16 protein-coding genes and 1 tRNA gene are annotated in these 15,773 nt (G+C 67.8%); 10 read left to right on the top strand and 7 right to left on the bottom strand.

The annotated features are described in order from the left end of the window. Positions 1 to 22: 22 nt before the first annotated feature. Positions 23 to 532 (bottom strand): META domain-containing protein, encoded by a 510-nt coding sequence (locus ASF58_RS03435; RefSeq protein ID WP_055947227.1) that lies wholly within the window; start codon positions 530 to 532, stop codon positions 23 to 25. 347 nt (positions 533 to 879) lie between these two features. Between ASF58_RS03435 and ASF58_RS03440 the strand changes: the two genes are divergently transcribed. Beyond that, on the top strand, positions 880 to 1,155 hold the full coding sequence (locus ASF58_RS03440; protein WP_156375544.1) for an XRE family transcriptional regulator: 276 nt from the start codon (positions 880 to 882) through the stop codon (positions 1,153 to 1,155). A gap of 32 nt (positions 1,156 to 1,187) precedes the next feature. Here ASF58_RS03440 and ASF58_RS03445 read toward each other — a convergent pair whose 3' ends face one another. Both ASF58_RS03445 and ASF58_RS03450 read right to left on the bottom strand, forming a co-directional pair. Further along, positions 1,188 to 2,411 carry an FAD-dependent oxidoreductase gene (locus ASF58_RS03445; protein ID WP_055947231.1) on the bottom strand — a complete coding sequence of 408 codons (1,224 nt, stop codon included), beginning with the start codon at positions 2,409 to 2,411 and terminating at the stop codon, positions 1,188 to 1,190. Continuing rightward, complete coding sequence (locus ASF58_RS03450; protein ID WP_055947232.1) at positions 2,408 to 3,364, bottom strand: LysR family transcriptional regulator; 957 nt, start codon at positions 3,362 to 3,364, stop codon at positions 2,408 to 2,410. Before ASF58_RS03450 ends, ASF58_RS03445 begins: the two co-directional genes overlap by 4 nt. Positions 3,365 to 3,687: 323 nt before the next feature. Between ASF58_RS03450 and ASF58_RS03455 the strand changes: the two genes are divergently transcribed. The 5 genes from ASF58_RS03455 to ASF58_RS03480 all read left to right on the top strand — a co-directional run bounded on the left by ASF58_RS03455 (position 3,688) and on the right by ASF58_RS03480 (position 8,346). Continuing rightward, positions 3,688 to 4,749, top strand: coding sequence for a class 1 fructose-bisphosphatase (locus tag ASF58_RS03455; RefSeq protein ID WP_181017226.1), 1,062 nt, complete (start codon positions 3,688 to 3,690; stop codon positions 4,747 to 4,749). Positions 4,750 to 4,778: 29 nt separating this feature from the next. Next, positions 4,779 to 5,639 (top strand): phosphoribulokinase, encoded by an 861-nt coding sequence (locus ASF58_RS03460; protein WP_055947234.1) that lies wholly within the window; start codon positions 4,779 to 4,781, stop codon positions 5,637 to 5,639. 31 nt (positions 5,640 to 5,670) lie between these two features. Continuing rightward, positions 5,671 to 6,357, top strand: a complete 687-nt coding sequence (rpe, locus tag ASF58_RS03465; protein ID WP_055947237.1) for a ribulose-phosphate 3-epimerase — start codon at positions 5,671 to 5,673, stop codon at positions 6,355 to 6,357. Then, entirely contained in the window at positions 6,351 to 7,103 is a 753-nt protein-coding gene (locus ASF58_RS03470) for an HAD-IA family hydrolase (protein ID WP_055947241.1), read from the top strand. The genes rpe and ASF58_RS03470 overlap by 7 nt, the downstream gene beginning before the upstream one ends. A gap of 496 nt (positions 7,104 to 7,599) precedes the next feature. Then, positions 7,600 to 8,346, top strand: a complete 747-nt coding sequence (locus ASF58_RS03480; protein ID WP_055947248.1) for a YebC/PmpR family DNA-binding transcriptional regulator — start codon at positions 7,600 to 7,602, stop codon at positions 8,344 to 8,346. Between the two features lie 15 nt (positions 8,347 to 8,361). On the opposite strand, the gene ASF58_RS03485 is transcribed toward ASF58_RS03480, so the two are convergent. Beyond that, entirely contained in the window at positions 8,362 to 9,828 is a 1,467-nt protein-coding gene (locus ASF58_RS03485; protein ID WP_055947250.1) for a methyl-accepting chemotaxis protein, read from the bottom strand. Positions 9,829 to 9,901: 73 nt separating this feature from the next. Beyond that, positions 9,902 to 10,189: a hypothetical protein gene (locus ASF58_RS03490; RefSeq protein ID WP_055947253.1), complete on the bottom strand. Its 288-nt coding sequence runs from the start codon at positions 10,187 to 10,189 to the stop codon at positions 9,902 to 9,904. A gap of 291 nt (positions 10,190 to 10,480) precedes the next feature. Here ASF58_RS03490 and ruvC point away from each other — a divergent pair, with 291 nt between their 5' ends. Together ruvC and ASF58_RS03500 are read left to right on the top strand one after the other, a co-directional pair. Continuing rightward, on the top strand, positions 10,481 to 11,047 hold the full coding sequence (ruvC, locus tag ASF58_RS03495) for a crossover junction endodeoxyribonuclease RuvC (protein ID WP_055947256.1): 567 nt from the start codon (positions 10,481 to 10,483) through the stop codon (positions 11,045 to 11,047). Positions 11,048 to 11,128: 81 nt separating this feature from the next. Next, entirely contained in the window at positions 11,129 to 11,899 is a 771-nt protein-coding gene (locus ASF58_RS03500; RefSeq protein WP_055947259.1) for a hypothetical protein, read from the top strand. Here ASF58_RS03500 and ASF58_RS03505 read toward each other — a convergent pair. Then, on the bottom strand, positions 11,883 to 12,518 hold the full coding sequence (locus ASF58_RS03505) for a YceI family protein (RefSeq protein WP_055948751.1): 636 nt from the start codon (positions 12,516 to 12,518) through the stop codon (positions 11,883 to 11,885). The genes ASF58_RS03500 and ASF58_RS03505 overlap by 17 nt on opposite strands. A gap of 198 nt (positions 12,519 to 12,716) precedes the next feature. Here ASF58_RS03505 and ASF58_RS03510 point away from each other — a divergent pair, with 198 nt between their 5' ends. Both ASF58_RS03510 and ASF58_RS24705 read left to right on the top strand, forming a co-directional pair. Next, on the top strand, positions 12,717 to 13,643 hold the full coding sequence (locus ASF58_RS03510; protein ID WP_055947261.1) for an IS1595 family transposase: 927 nt from the start codon (positions 12,717 to 12,719) through the stop codon (positions 13,641 to 13,643). Positions 13,644 to 13,756: 113 nt separating this feature from the next. Then, positions 13,757 to 15,331 carry an RNA-binding domain-containing protein gene (locus ASF58_RS24705; RefSeq protein WP_082512802.1) on the top strand — a complete coding sequence of 525 codons (1,575 nt, stop codon included), beginning with the start codon at positions 13,757 to 13,759 and terminating at the stop codon, positions 15,329 to 15,331. A 209-nt stretch (positions 15,332 to 15,540) separates the two neighbouring features. On the opposite strand, the gene ASF58_RS25580 is transcribed toward ASF58_RS24705, so the two are convergent. After that, positions 15,541 to 15,666, bottom strand: a tRNA-OTHER gene (locus tag ASF58_RS25580). Positions 15,667 to 15,773: the final 107 nt, after the last annotated feature.

Below are 15,773 nucleotides of genomic sequence, written 5' to 3' on the forward strand. Positions count from 1 at the left end.
GGAGGGGTCACCGTGGCAAGGCTCAGAGCGCGCGGTCGAAGCGCAGCTCGCCCTTCTGGCTCTTGATCACCAGCTGGGACCCGACCAGGTCCCACTGCCCGGCGGTGCGCAGGGCGATGAAGAAGTCCTGCTCGCTGGCGCCGAGGCCCTTGTCGCAGGGCTTCTTCGTCAGGGCGAGCGGGCCGACCGCGAGGTGCTGCTCCTTGAGCGGGAAGGCGGTGGCCGCGAAGGTGTTGCAGCCGCCGTAGCCGCGGGCCCGGTACTGCTTGTCGATGGTGAAGCTCGGCCGGTCGTTGCCGCCGAAGGGCTTGCCGTTCAGGCTCACCGCCGTCCAGGTGGCGTCGAGGGGAAAGATCTTTTCCTGGGGCTTGGCCGCCGGAACGTACTGTTTCTTCTCGGGCTTCTCGCGGCCCTCGCGGCCGAAGCCCGTGACGTTGTTCCCCATCTGGGCGGTCGCCGCCGTGGTCATGGCTCCCGTCACGGTCCCGGCCGCGATGGCGCCGGCCACCATGGCGATTCGGATCGCTCTCATCGTCTGGCCCCCTTTCAAGCGCGCTTCGCGTCGCGTCGAACGTTGCAACCCGGCCGGCCCGTCTCGGCGCTCGGCGCGGGTGATGCGCACGGAACCGCTCGGAACAGGACGGGCCCTGCGGCCTATCGGATAAGATTCCAGCACAAATATGGTCAAGACCGCCTGCACGGGATTCGACGGGATGCCGCCGCGATCCCCCGTTAACCGCCCCCGGACCGGTTTCCATTGAACGAACCGCCCGTGGTCCCGTTGTCCGGCAGAGCGTAAAGCAGGGAGTTGATGCGGTGACGGGATCTGACGAGGGAACCCCAAGCGGCCTGCAGCCCGAGGCCTCGGGCCCGAACACCATCACCCCGGCGCAGTCGCGGGCGGCCCGCGCCCTCTTGAACTGGTCGGAGGCCGATCTCGCGGGCCGGCTCGGGCTCGGGGCGGATTTCGTGCGCGACTTCGAATCGGGCGGCCGGGAGCAGCCGTCCGGACAGATCGAGGCCCTGCGCAGCGCGCTGATGACCCACGGCGTGGTGTTCAGCCGGGACGGTGGGTCGGACGGGGTCCGCCTGAGCGGGCAGGGGCGCGACGAGGGCACGCGGCTGGGCGCCCTCAACACCGAGAACGACCGCTAGGCCTCAGCCCCCTGCGGTCGCCGGGCCGGAGGCTAGCTGCCCTTGGCGAGCGCCTTCAGGTCCCGGGCCGGATCGGCGGCGGCCTCCGGCGTCAGCGGCACCCCGAGGCTCAGGATGCGCCGGGCCGCCATGTGGTCGGCCGGCCGGTCCACCGTCTCTACGCCGCTCAGGCGGCCGTCGCGGAAGCGGAACACGGACAGGCCGCCCGCGGTGGGACGGACGACGCTGGCATCGTCGGGCCGGGTCAGGCCGGCGATCTGCAGCTTGTGCGGGCCCTGGTCGCTCCAGAACCAGGGCACGGCCGCGTAGGCGGTCGGGCGCCCGGTGAGCCGGGCGGCGAGGCACCGGCCCTGATCCACGGCGTTCTGCACCGATTCGATGCGTAGCGCCTGCCCGTCCGCGAAGCGGCTCGGCACGCGGGCGCAGTCGCCCAGGGCCGAGATCGCCGGATCGGAGGTCGCCAGGAAGGGGTCGGCGTGGATGCCGTCGCCGACGGCGAGGCCCGCGGCTTCGGCGAGGTCCTGGTTCGGGACGACGCCGATGCCGACGAGGACGAGATCGGCGTCGATCGCCGATCCGTCGGCGAGCCGGACCCGCGCCACGCGGCCCGCCTCGCCCTCCAGCGCCTGCACCCCGGCCCCGAACGCGAAGCGGACACCGGCGCCTTGGTGCGCCTGCGTGAAGAAGGCGGCGGTCTCGGCCGAGACCGCCCGCGCCATGGGCCGGTCCGCGGCCTCGATCACCGTCACGGGGAGGCCGGACCCGGCGCAGATGCCGGCAAATTCCAGCCCGATGAAGCCGGCGCCCACGATGGCGATGGCGCGCGCCGCCCCGCGGGCCGCCTTCAGCGCGTCGGCGTCGGCCAGCGAGCGCAGCTGGTACACCCCTGCGAGGTCGTGGCCCGGCACCGGCAGCGTCCGGTTGCGTGCGCCGGTGGCCAGGACGAGATGGTCGTAGGCGAGGCTGCCGCCGTCGCTGAGGCGCACCTGCCGGGCCGCCCGGTCGATCGCCGTGGCGGCGACGCCGGATCGCCGCGCGATGCGATGTTCGTCGAAGTAGGAAGCGGGCCGCAGGCAGAGGCCGACCGCATCGGTCTTGCCGGCGAGGTAGGCCTTCGACAGGGGCGGCCGCTGATAGGGCAGGCCCTCGTCGCCCAGGAGCGTGACGGGATCGGCGAAGCCCGCCTCGCGCAGGGAGGCCGCGACCTGGAAGCCGGCCTGGCCGGCGCCGACGATGACGACACCGGCCGCGCTCATGCCTCGAACTCCGCGGTGACGGGGGAGGGGTTCGGCGACAGCCGGAGCTGGGGCAGCCAGCGCCCGCCATCCTTGGCGATGTAGTCCCAGAACGCCGCGGCCGCCGGCCCCAGCACCTTGTCGGCCCGGCGCACCGCGTACCAGTCGCGCCGGATCGGCAGGCCCTGGACGTCGAGGACCGCGAGGCGCCCGCTCTCGAGCTCGGCCGCCACCGTGTGGGCGGAGATCAGGGCGATGCCGAGCCCGGCCATTACCGCCTGCTTGATGGTCTCGTTCGAGCCGGAATCGATGCCGAGCCGCGCGCGCTTGATCATGACTCCCGCCATGAACTCCTCGAACACCGTGCGCGTGCCCGAGCCCTCCTCGCGGACCAGGAAGGATTCCTGGGCGAGCTCGGCCCGGGTCAGGCCGGTGCGGCCCACGAGGGGGTGATGCGGGCCGGCGATGATCACGATGGGGTGCGGACCGAAGATTTCGGCCTCGATGGCGAAATCGCGGGGCGGACGTCCCATGATGGCGAAATCGATCTCGTAGTTGCGCAGCGCCTCGACCATGTTGCCCCGGTTTCCCACCGTGAGGTTGATCTCCACCGCCGGATGCAGCCCGACGAAGCCGGCGATCACGCCCGGGGCGAAGTACTTGGCCGTGGAGACCACGCCCATCGCCACGCGACCGCTGCTGCCGCCCTTCAGGGTTTCCAGGCGGTCGGCACAGGTCTCCAGCACCGTGTTGATGCTGTTGATCGCCCAGAGCATTTCGCGGCCCGCATCCGTGGGTTTCAACCCGGTGGGCGTCCGGTCGAACAGCATGAGGCCCGCCTCCTCCTCCAATTGGCGGATCCGGGCGTAGAGCGCGGCCGAGGTGACGTTGAGCTCCTGCGCGGCGCGCGTCATGGTGCCGAGGCGGGCGACGGCGGCGACCGCCTGGAGCTGCTTGAGAGAGAGGTTGCGCATCAGGCTTTTCTAGTTTTTTTGGAATCGCTCGCAAGTTTTTTCAGAATTCTTTCGGTGATACCATAGGGACCTGCGCGGCATGGATGCGCCGGGGGCACTGGTGCCCGCGGGGGCACTCGTGCCAAGGGCAGGAAGCGATGGCGCGCCGATCCTGCACGGCGCCCTGACCCGAGCCGTCGAGGTCGGGCAGGGCGAACCGTCGGGACGGCAAGGCAGCCGGGGCGGCCGGCGGCCGAGACAACCGAGCCGGCCGGGCAACCAAGTCGGCCGGGCAACCGAGTCGGCCGGATTCCCGGCCAGGAATGGAAGAAGGACGGACATTCATGTCGACGGTGTCTCTGGAGTTCGGGTCCACCCTCGCGGACTGCCTCGCGAAGACGGTCGCGGCCGATGGGCGGCTCGCCGACGCGGCGGCCGTGATCGCGGCCTGCGCCGAGGCGGCGGTCGATGTCAGCGAGGTGATCGGCCGGGGCATGCTCGGCGGTGCCGACCTCGCCGCCACCGGCGACCACAACAGCGACGGCGACGTCCAGAAGGCCCTCGACGTCCTCGCGCACGAGCGCTTCACGGAAGCCCTGCGCGGCGCGCCCGTGGCGGTGGTGGCCTCCGAGGAGGCCGAGGGCATGATGCAGCTCAATCCGGGCGCGCCCCTGGCCGTGGCGATCGATCCCCTCGACGGCTCGTCGAACATCGGCGTGAACATGGCGGTGGGCTCGATCTTCGGCATCCGTCCCGTCGTGGCCGGCGCGGCGGACTCGATCGCCTCCTTCACCAGCCCCGGCTCCGAGCAGATCGCCGCCGGCTTCGTCACCTACGGGCCCGCCACCTCCCTGGTGGTCACCCTCGGCCACGGCACCCAGATCTACACCCTGGACCGGGCCGAGCGGACCTTCCGCCTCACGCATCCGCGCATCGAGGTGGTGGCCACGGCCAAGGAATACGCGATCAACGCCTCGAATGCCCGGAACTGGGACGGCCCGGTGAAGGCCTATATCGAGGATTGCCTGCGCGGCTCGGAGGGCCCCCTCGACAAGGACTTCAACATGCGCTGGCTCGGCTCGCTGGTGGCGGACGCCCAGCGCGTGCTCCTGCGCGGCGGCGTGTTCCTCTATCCCGGCGACAATCGGAAGGGCTACGCGCAGGGCCGCCTGCGCCTGCTCTACGAGGCCGCGCCCATCGCCATGCTGATGGAGCAGGCGGGGGCCGGGGCCATCGACGGCGAGCGTCGGATCCTCGACATCGGCGCCACCGGCATCCACGAGCGCGTACCGCTGATCTTCGGCTCGCTCGACGAGGTCGCCTGCGTGGCCAAGTACTACGATGGCCGCAACGCCGCCGCCGGCCGCTCGCCCCTGTTCGGGCAGCGCGGCCTGATGCGCAGCTAGCGCGCCCGCACGGGACAGCACGCACACAGATGTCGGCGCGTCACCCCATCATCTCGGTCACCGGCTCCTCGGGGGCCGGGACCACCTCGGTCCGCAACACCTTCGAGCAGATCTTCCGCCGCGAGGATGTCAGCGCGGTCTACATCGAGGGCGATGCGTTTCACGCCTACGATCGCGACACCATGCGCCGCATGATGGTCGAGGAGCCGAATCTCAGCCACTTCGCGCCGCGCGCCAATCTCCTGCCGGAGCTGGAGGAGGTCTTCCGCACCTACGGCGAGTCCGGGGGCGGGCGCACCCGGCACTACGCCCACGATGCGGCGGACGCGGCGCTCTACGGCACCGAGCCGGGCACCTTCACCCCCTGGGAGGCGTTCCCGCCGGGATCCGACCTGCTGTTCTACGAGGGCCTGCACGGCTGCGTCGTCGACGACAACGTCGACATGGCCCGCTACGCCGACCTGAAGATCGGCGTGGTGCCGGTGATCAACCTCGAGTGGATCCAGAAGCTGCACCGGGACCGCTCGTTCCGGGGCTACTCCACCGAGGCCGTGACCGACGTGATCCTGCGGCGGATGCCCGACTACGTGCAGACCATCTGCCCGCAATTCACCTGGACCGACATCAACTTCCAGCGCGTGCCGACGGTGGACACCTCGAATCCCTTCATCGCCCGCTGGATCCCGACGGCCGACGAATCGATGGTGGTGATCCGCTTCAAGGACCCCAAGGGCATCGACTTCTCCTACCTGATCTCGATGATCCAGGGCTCCTTCATGAGCCGCGCCAATTCCATCGTCATCCCGGGGGGCAAGCTCGACCTTGCCATGCAGCTCATCCTGACCCCGATCATCATGCAGCTCGTCGAGCGCAAGCGCCGCATGGCCTGAGCGCGGCCACGAGGCTCCAGAGGAACTCCCTATGAACGGCCCGATCATCTCGCCCTCGATCCTCTCGGCGGATTTCGCCAAGCTCGGCGAGGAGGTGCGCGCGGTGTCCGAGGCCGGGGCCGACTGGATCCACCTCGACGTGATGGACGGACACTTCGTGCCGAACCTCACCTTCGGCCCGGCGGTGATCAAGGCCCTGCGGCCGCACTCGACCAAGCCCTTCGACGTGCACCTGATGATCGCCCCGGCCGACCCCTACCTCGCGGCCTTCGCGGAGGCCGGCGCCGATGCGATCTCGGTCCATGTCGAGGCCGGCCCGCACATCCACCGCTCGCTCCAGGCGATCCGCGACCTCGGCAAGCGCGCCGGCATCGCCCTCAATCCGGGGACGCCGGCCTCGGCGATCGAGCCGCTCCTCGACCTCGTCGACCTCGTCCTGGTGATGACGGTCAATCCGGGCTTCGGCGGCCAGAGCTTCATTCCCTCGACCCTGGAAACCATCCGGCGGATCCGGGCGATGACCGCCGGCCGCGACATCGACATCGAGGTCGACGGCGGCATCGGCCCCGAGACCGTGGCGCTGGCCGCCCGCGCGGGCGCCAACGCCTTCGTGGCCGGCAATGCCGTGTTCAAGGGTGGGCCGTCCGGCTACGGGGACCGGATCGCGGCGATCCGCGCGGGTGCCGCGGAGGTCGGAGGCGGTCCCCTCTCATGCTGAGGGCGCTGATCTTCGACGTCGACGGGACGCTCGCCGAGACGGAGGACCTCCACCGGCAGGCCTTCAACGGCGCCTTCGCGGATCTCGGCCTGCCCTGGTCCTGGTCTCCGGCGCGCTACGCCGATCTGCTGACGGTGATGGGCGGCAAGGAACGCCTGCGCCACTACGTCGAGACCGAGCACGCCGACGCGGTCGAGACCCTGCGCCCGCGCATGGGCGAGATCCACGACCGCAAGACCCGCCGCTACGGCGACCTCGTGGAGGGCGGCAGCCTCGGCCTGCGCCCCGGGGTGGGCCGCCTGATCGCGGAGGCGCGGGCGGCCGGGCTCAAGCTCGCGGTGGCCAGCACGACGAGCCGACCCAACGTCGACACCCTGCTGCGGATCAACTTCCCCGCGGGCGACATCCCGTTCGACGTCATCGCCTGCGGCGACGAGGCGCCGCGCAAGAAGCCGGCCCCGGACGTCTTCGAGCTCGCGCTCGCGCGCCTCGACGTCCCGGCCGCGGAGGCCGTCGCCTTCGAGGATTCCGCCGCCGGCATCCGTTCGGCCCTGGATGCCGGGTTGCCGGTGATCGCCACGCGCAGCCGCTACACCGAGAGCCACCGCCTCGACGGGGCGTTCTCGGCCGTCTCCGATCTCGGCGAGCCCGGCGCCCCCCATCGGCACCTGTCCGGATATGCCTGGCCGGACGGCGTCGTCACGGTCGGCGCCCTGCGCGACTGGCACGCGCAGGTTACCGGCTGAGGGTCACCGGCTGAGGGTCGGCGTCAGGGCCTCGGACGCCGCGGCTCGCCGCGTCCGCGCGGTGCGCCCTCGGCGCGGGTCGGACGCGGTGCGCCCTCGGCGCGGGTCGGGAACAGCATCGCGCCGGCGACGATCCCGAGCGCACCCGTCAGCGCGAGCCTGAGCCATCGCGGCGACCCCGCGTCGGTGCGGGGCCGGGTCCGGAGATCCCTGCCGCTGCTTTCGGGCCGTGCCCGATCGATCGCCTGCTGTGTCATCGCCCCAGGATAGTCCCTGTCCGCCGGATAGCCATGGGGGATCGCGCCCGACGCCGCGCACGCTGCGGCGCAGCGTTGTCAGGGGCGCGGCCCGCGGCCTATAAGCCGGCCAACCCCGTTCCGTCCGGCATCGCGGACCCGCCGCCCCGGCACAGGCTCCTGGCATATGGCCTAGGTAGATGGCCTCGGCAGATGGCCCCCGCGATCCGGTCTCGTTCCTACCAGTCTAGGGTCACGTCATGGCCGGCCATTCCCAGTTCAAGAACATCATGCACCGGAAGGGCCGCGTCGACGCGGTCCGGTCGAAGCTGTTCGGCAAGCTCGCCCGCGAGATCACGGTCGCGGCCAAGCTCGGGCTGCCGGACCCGGCGATGAATGCCCGTCTGCGCGCCGCCATCATCGCCGCCCGCGCCGAGAACGTGCCCAAGGACAACATCGAGCGCGCGATCAAGAAGGCGCAGGGGGCCGATGCGGAGAGCTACGACGAGATCCGCTACGAGGGCTACGGCCCCGGGGGCGCCGCCCTGATCGTCGAGGCGCAGACCGACAACCGCAACCGCACGGCCAGCGACGTGCGCTCGGCCTTCACGAAGTCCGGCGGCAGCCTGGCGGAGACGGGCGCCGTCTCCTTCATGTTCGACCATGTCGGCGTGGTGGAGTTCGAGGCCAAGGTCGCGGATGCCGACACCATGCTGGAGGCCGCCATCGAGGCCGGTGCCGACGACGTGCGCTCGGACGAGTCCGGCCACGAGATCACCTGCGCGCAGGAGGCCTACGGCGAGGTCTCGAAGGCCCTGGAAGCCCGCTTCGGCGAGCCGCGCCGCACGGCCCTGGTCTGGAAGGCGCAGAACACCATCGAGGTCGACGACGAGACCGGCGAGAAGCTGATCCGCCTCGTGGAGGTGATCGAGGACCAGGACGACGTCCAGAACGTCTTCGTCAACTTCGCCCTGTCGGACGCCCTGATGGAGAAGCTCCAGGGCTGAGCGAAGGCCCCCGCCTCAGGCGGCTTTCACGGTCTCGAGGAAGCGGTTCACCTCGCTGCCGAGCTGGTCGGCCTCCTGCGCCAGCGCGGAGGCCGAGACCAGCACCTGGGCGGCCGCGGCGCCCGTCGCCTCGGCCGACTGGGCGACGCCCCCGATGGTGCCGGTGATCGCCCCCGTGCCGGTCGCCGCCTCGGCCACGTTGCGGATGATCTCCCGGGTCGCGGATCCCTGCTGGTCCACCGCCGCCGCGATGGCGTCCGCGGTCTGGCTCATGGTGCGGATCTGCGCGGCGATCGCCTCGATGGCCGTCACCGCCTCGCCGGTCGTGCCCTGGATCGCGTTGATCTGCTGGGTGATCTCGTCCGTGGCGCGGGCGGTCTGGTTGGCGAGTTCCTTGACCTCCGCCGCGACCACGGCGAAGCCCCGGCCCGCCTCGCCGGCGCGCGCCGCCTCGATTGTCGCGTTGAGGGCCAGCAGGTTGGTCTGGCCGGCGATGCCGGAGATCATGCCGACGACGTCCCCGATCCGGGCCGCGCCCGTGCTGAGGGCATGAACCAGGCGGCCGGTGGCGTCGGCCTGCCCCACCGCGCCCTGGGCCATCCGGGCCGAATCCGCGACCTGCCGGCCGATCTCCGCGACGGAGGCGCCGAGTTCCTCGGCGGCGCCGGCGACGCGACCGACGTTCTGCGCGGCCATCTCGGCGGCGCCGACCACGGATCCGGCGCGTCCCGCCGTACCCTCTGCGGTTCCGGTCATGGCCTGGGCCGTGCCCTGCATCGCCGCTGCCGCCCGCGTGACCCGGCCCAGGATGTCGCTCACCGTCGTCTCGAAGTAGTGGGCGGTCTGCTGCATGGCGGCCTTGCGCTGCGCATCGGCGCCCGCCCGCGCCAGCGCGCTCTCTGATTCGAGGGCCCGCATGCGGTCCATCTGCGCCTGCATCGCTCCCTCGGAGGCCGCCTGCGCCGCGACGGTCGTCGCGATGGTGCGGGCGACCCAGGCCAGCACGCCGGTTTCGAGGAGCAGGATGACCGCGTGCAGCATCACGCGGGCGAGGTCCGAACTCCTGGCGCCGCCGGGGAAGATCAGGGCCGGCATCACGAGGTTCAGGGTGAGGTGGTGGCCGGCGATGGCGGCGGCGCAGGCCACCAGGATGGTCCAGTCGCACCAGGCGACGATCACCGCCATGCAGGCGAAGAAGTACATGTGCAGGTCGACCTGCCACGGATGTCCGGCCAGGGCCGAGAGCAGGATCGCCGCCATGCCGATCAGGGACAGGCTGCTCACCAGCCGGGTTGCCAGGCCGATGGCGGAGCGCCGCCACATCAGCGTGCTGAGGCCCGCCAGGGCGCCGGCGACCGACAACGGCACCAGGGTCGGATTGCCGGCGAGCCAGGCCGCGAGCGCGACGATCGGCAGGTGCAGCCAGAGGATGCCGATCAGGAAGCGGCCAAAATGCTGCCGAAGGGTGTCGAGGTTGGTCATCGGCGGCTCGGATCCGGAGGGGAGCGTCGGGGTCGTCGGGTCTGGTCGAGGTCGTCGGGTCTGGTTGGAGCGATCACGTCTGTGCGGTGGGCGTGCAGCCCGTTGCGAACCGGGCGTCGAGCCGGGCGACGAGGTCGGCGGATCCGGCCCGCACCACCAGGACGTGGGTCCCGCCGCCCGGGCGCAGGATGGTGCCGCCCGCGCGGGCGACGATGGCGGCGACGTCCTGGCCGGGGGAACCGATCACCGCCACGGTCCCGGAGGCGGTCGGCGCCACCAGCCTGGCCGGCAGGACCGGGGTCGCGCGGATCGCCAGGGGCCCGAGGAGCCGGTTCGGGCGATGGGCCGGGGAGTCGTTCACGAGGAAACCCGTCCGCCTGGAAGGTGTCCTGTGTTAATACAAGGCCATAGTCTAAGAAGCAGTTACAGAGCCGTATTGGAGCATGGTCAGCCCGGGGCTGATCTGACTTTCGCGGCCTCCGGGATGGGTCCGCAGGGCGCGCCGGTGCGCTCCGGCGCGCCACCGATCGCGGCACCGATCGCGCCACCGCGCGGGCACGGATTGGCATAACGTTCCGTTCACGGTATGTCCCTAACGCTCGCACGGCGCGATGTTCGCGCCCGGAGCCGCGCCAGCCATGACCCTGTCCGCATGACCGTTCCCGTTCGCATCCTCGGCATCGATCCGGGCCTGCGGCGCACCGGCTGGGGCGTCGTCACGGCCACGGGGACCAAGCTCGCCTACGTCGATTGCGGCGTCGTCACCTCGGACGGGGACCTGCCCCTCGCCCTGCGCCTGCGCGAGCTCTACGAGGGCATCACCCGCATCGTCGGGGCCTTCCAGCCGGACGAGGTGTCGGTGGAGGAGACCTTCGTCAACAAGGACGCGCAGGCGACGCTGAAGCTCGGCCATGCCCGCGCGGTGGCGCTGCTGGTCCCGGCGCTGGCCGGCATGCCGGTGTTCGAGTACTCCGCCAACCTGATCAAGAAGACGGTCTCGGGCTCGGGACACGCCGACAAGGTCCAGATCCAGGCCATGGTGAAGTTCCTGCTGCCGAAGGCCGAGTTCAAGGTGGCCGACGCCGCCGATGCGCTCGCCATCGCCATCACCCACAACAGCCATCGGGGCGCCCACGCCCTCAAGCGCCAGCACGTCCCGGTGGCCGGGACGAGCAGCCTGGCGGCGGCCCGCATCGCGGCGGCCCTGGCCCGCAACTGAGCGCAGCCGCGCCCTGGACTCTGCCCGGGCGCTTGTGCAGTGCCTCTGGGCGCAACGCGCGCTGGGCGGAGATCGAACGGAATGGCCGACCACGGAACGATGCGGCCGGCGCTGCCGGTCGGCGAGACGCTGCGGGACGGCGTGACGTCCGCGCTCCCGGCGATCCGCGCCCTCGGCTCGGCCACCACCGTGGCGTTCCTCATCGTCCTGGCCAAGGAGGCCGCCCACACGCTGATGGGCGACCCGACCCGGCCCGCGCGCTTCCAGGACGACCTCTTCCTCGTCGACGGCCTCTGCACGATCCTGCTCGCCCCCTACTGGATGGCGATGTTCCGGCTCATCCTGGGCGCCGACGGCTCCGTGCGCGCCGTCGTCGAGGGCCGGGCGGGCCCGTTCCAGGACTTCCTCGCCCTCGAGCTGTTCTGGCTCCTGGTCAGCGGGGTGCTGGACCGAAGCCTCTCGCCGGAGAGGCTCGGTCCGGTCACGCTGATCGTCGGCCTGCTCGCCTGGATCGCCCTCCTGCTCCTGCAGATCCGGACCAGCATGCTCGCGCCGGCCCTGGCGGTCGGCGCCCCCGACGCGACCCTGCGCGGCACGCTCGCGATGACCCGCGGATCGACCGCCCGGATCGGCGTGATCCTGGTGGCCACGATCCTGCCCCTGGGTCTCGTGGACCGGATGCTGCACGCGCCCGAGCGCGCCGGCGTCGACCTGCCCCCCGTCGTCCTGGCCGTCCGGATCCTCGCCTCCAGCCTCATCGACATGGCCTTGCTCGTCCTGGTGACGGCCCTCCTGGCGGGGATCTACCGACGCCTGCGGCCGTCGGAGCGCGGCCTCACTCCACGGCCTTGAACTCGCCCTCGAGCCGCAGCGACACCTCGTCGCCGAGGAGCGGCAGGAAGGCGTTGATGCCGAAATCCGAGCGCTTGATCACCGCCCGTCCGTCGAACCCGACCGTGTAGGCCTTGTTCACCGGGTTGATCCCGGCTTGGTTGAAGGTGGCGTCGAAGGCGACCGGCCTCGTCACCCCCTTCAGGGTCAGGTCGCCGTTGACCCGCGCGGTGGTGGGGCTCGTCGGCTCGATGCCGGTCGCCGTGAACGTGGCCTTGGGGAACTTCGCGGTGTCGAAGAAGTCCGGCGCCTTGAGGTGCTGGTTGAGCCGGTCGTCGAGGCCGTTGACGCTGTCGGTGCCGATGGTGACCGTGAGGGTCGATTTCGCCGGCTCCTTCGGGTCGAGCACCGCCTGCGCGGTCACGTCGGTGATCTGGCCGTAATAGGTCGAGAAGCCGAGGTGGCTCACCGACCAGGTGATCTTGCCATGGGCGGAATCGAGCGCGTAGGCGCCCGGACGGACCTGGGTCGGATCGCTGGACGGCGCGGCCGGCGTCACCGCGGCCGGCGTCTCGGCCGCCCGGGTCGCGCCGGCGGTGAACAGGAGCCCGAAGGCGAGGAGCAGCGCGGTCTGGCGCATCGAGGCGGTCATCCGTGTGTGGCGGGTAGGGCGCCTTTGATTTCACGAACGCCGCGCCGCCTCAAGGCAGGCCGGCCGCCGTCGCGCGGGAGCACAGGGTTCCGGACCCCAAGGCGTTCCGGACCCCATGACGTTGGCGATTATATCGTTGGCACATACAGGCTGACGGCATAGCTTCTGGATCAAGGAGTTAGCCCTATGTCCGCCCTTTCCGCCGCCTTCTTCCACGACGAAGCCGCCGCTTTCGCGAAGCTGGAAAGCCTTCTGTGGTCGGACGGCCCCGTATGCGCGGACTGCGGCGGGATGGGTCGGATCACTGCCGTTAAGGGCGGCCGGATGGGTCTGCGTCGCTGCGGCGACTGCAAGAAGCAGTTCACGGTTACGGTCGGCACGGTGTTTGAGTCCAGCCATGTGAAGCTGCACCTGTGGCTCCAGGCTGCACATCTGATGTGCTCCAGCAAGAAGGGTTTCTCGGCCCACCAGCTGCACCGCACGCTCGGCGTCACCTACAAGACGGCTTGGTTCATGGCTCACCGTCTGCGCGAGGCCATGCGTGATGGCTCCCTCGCTCCCATGGGCGGCATCAACGGCATGCCGGGCGCTGGCGGCATCGTGGAAGCTGACGAGACCTTCATCGGCCGAGAGCCCGGCGTGCCCAAGGCCCGCGCCTATCATCACAAGATGAAGGTGCTGTCCCTGCTCGACCGCGATGCTGGCAAGGTCCGCTCCGTGGTCGTGGATAACATCCGGCCTGAGACGCTTCGCCCGATCATCGAAGCGAACATCCTCAAGGAAGCCAGCCTCTTCACCGACGAGTCCAGCATCTACACCAAGGTCGGCGCGTCCTTCGCCGACCACCAGATGACCACGCACGGCGCCAAGGAGTACGTTCGCGGCATCGTTCACACGAACACCGTCGAGGGCTACTTCTCCGTGTTCGAACGCGGCATGAAGGGCGTCTATCAGCACCGCGGCAAGCAGCACCTGCATCGCTACCTCGCCGAGTTCGATTTTCGGTACAACAACCGCGTCAAGCTTGGGTGCGGGGATTTGGAGCGGGCGGATAGGGCCTTGTGGGGCGTGGTAGGTAAGCGGCTGACGTACCGATTAGCTCAATCTGATTAAACCTAGGCGAAAAACCAGCGAACCAGACGCCGACTAGATTGCCGAGAGCAAGCGATTGCGCTTAAAAGCGTTTTTACGCCAAGTCTGCACCTAGTCGGCAAGGGGACCCCGCTGTGTCTGGCAACCAGCTCACGTTTGATTTCAGTGTGCCGCTGGACGAGCTGCCACAGCTTTGGACGCCAGACGACATCTTCAACGATTTGGATCAACACACGATTCAACGTTTTAAGGAAGACAGTCGAATAGAGCGAAAAAAGGCCAGGATCTCCCAAAAGGACTTAGCCGACAATCTTTCAATGTGGACAAATTCACAGCCTGCAGGTGGTATTATATTTATTGGAGTGGATGATGATGGAGGCGTCTCAGGTTGCAAGCGCGTTGAGCAGGAGCACATAAATCAACTTGAAACCGTGCGCCGGCTTTGTCCGGATGCAAGGTTCGAACTTAAGCGTGTTGGTGTAGCCAATAAGAAAAACGAACCTGATTTCATTATCGCAGTCCGCGTCCATTACCGTGATGACAAGCTCGTCGAGACGACTGATGGGAGCGCGTTTGTTCGAGAAGGCGATCAGAAGCGGAAGCTGACAGAAGCCGAGAAGAGGGAAATCAGGCTCAACCGCGGCGAACTTGATGTAGAGTCTGAGCGCATTGCAGGGCTAAAATATCCGGACGATTTCGATCCGATACTTTTAGATCAATTTCGCCTAAATTACATATCCAAGAGGCGGCTTACGCAAAGTTATTCGATTTCGGACATACTATGCCTGACGAAACTAGGGAAGAAGAACAAGCTCGGATTTGAACCCAATCTCGCATGCGCGCTACTGTTTGCTAAAGATCCTAGGATAGTAGCGCCTGGAGCATTCATCCGAATAATTCGCTACGATGGCATTGAAGAGAAATTTGGAGGAAAGCTCAATAACGTTGCTGATAGACTTATCGAAGGTCCATTATCACGCCAAATTGCTCAAGCTGACGAGTTCATCGCTTCACAAATAAGAAATTTTACCCGTTTAGGTCCCGACGGAAAATTTTCGACAAATCCTGAATATCCACGCTCGGTCTGGCTTGAAGCACTCGTTAACGCCGCGGTTCATAGATCATACAATCTTAAGAACATGAATATCTTCGTAAAAATGTTTGAGGACAAACTCATCATTGAAAGTCCGGGCGCATTTATGCCGCCGACGACTGCGGGTACAGTCTTTGACGCTCATAATCCGCGCAATCCAAATTTAATGTGGGCTCTCTACTACTTCGATTACGTTCAGTGTGCTTTCGAAGGCACCAGGCGCATGCGTCAAGAGATGCGTGACGCCAATCTACCTGATCCGCGATTTGCCCAGAAACAGGTCGGAACTTTCCAAGTTTCCGTAACGCTTGAAAACGACCAAGAGCATCGCAAGCAGTATGTAAGGACCGAAGCAGCAGCGTCAATCAATCCTGATCTATATGCCTCGTTGACTGAAAGCGAGAAAATACTCGTGAACTATTTAGCAGATCAGGATAAGGTAAATGTAACGGATGCGGGATTGGTGATTGGTCGCGATTGGCGGGCTGCAAAGAAGGTGCTCGACAGCTTGCATGGTAAAAAAATTATCTCTCAATCTGCTGGGAAGGCTCGAAGCCGCCACCGTTTCTATTATCTTCGAAGAGACAAATTAGGTCTCAGAAGAGGCGTGGACTGACATGAGACCACCAAATACAACAGATCAAACTGTCGCCAAGCCCCCAAGCTCGGCGCGGAGAAGCTGACGCCCGAGGAGCAGAAGCGCCGCTTTATTGAAGCCGCACGCGAAGCCGGGGCTAGCGAGGATGAGAGGGACTTCGATTTGGCGTTGAAAAGGATCGCGAAGCCGAGGTCGTCAAGGGACTAAGCAGCTAATACTGCGAAAGATGGTGTGGGCAGAGGGATTCGAACCCTCCTAGGCGTCGTCTAGATCAGGTCTAAACTATCTCAAAGCTCGATACGACAATCATTGCAGGAGTGGCTGTCACCGACTGTACCCACACGTACGCCCGCCACACCGTGCATTTTGAACGTTGCATTTATGACCATGCTGAACTCCACGTCTGTTACGAACGTGAACACAGCGACGACCACCACTCCGGCCATGACGGCCGACACGA

The organism is Methylobacterium sp. Leaf125 (assembly GCF_001423085.1).
Lineage (GTDB): Bacteria > Pseudomonadota > Alphaproteobacteria > Rhizobiales > Beijerinckiaceae > Methylobacterium.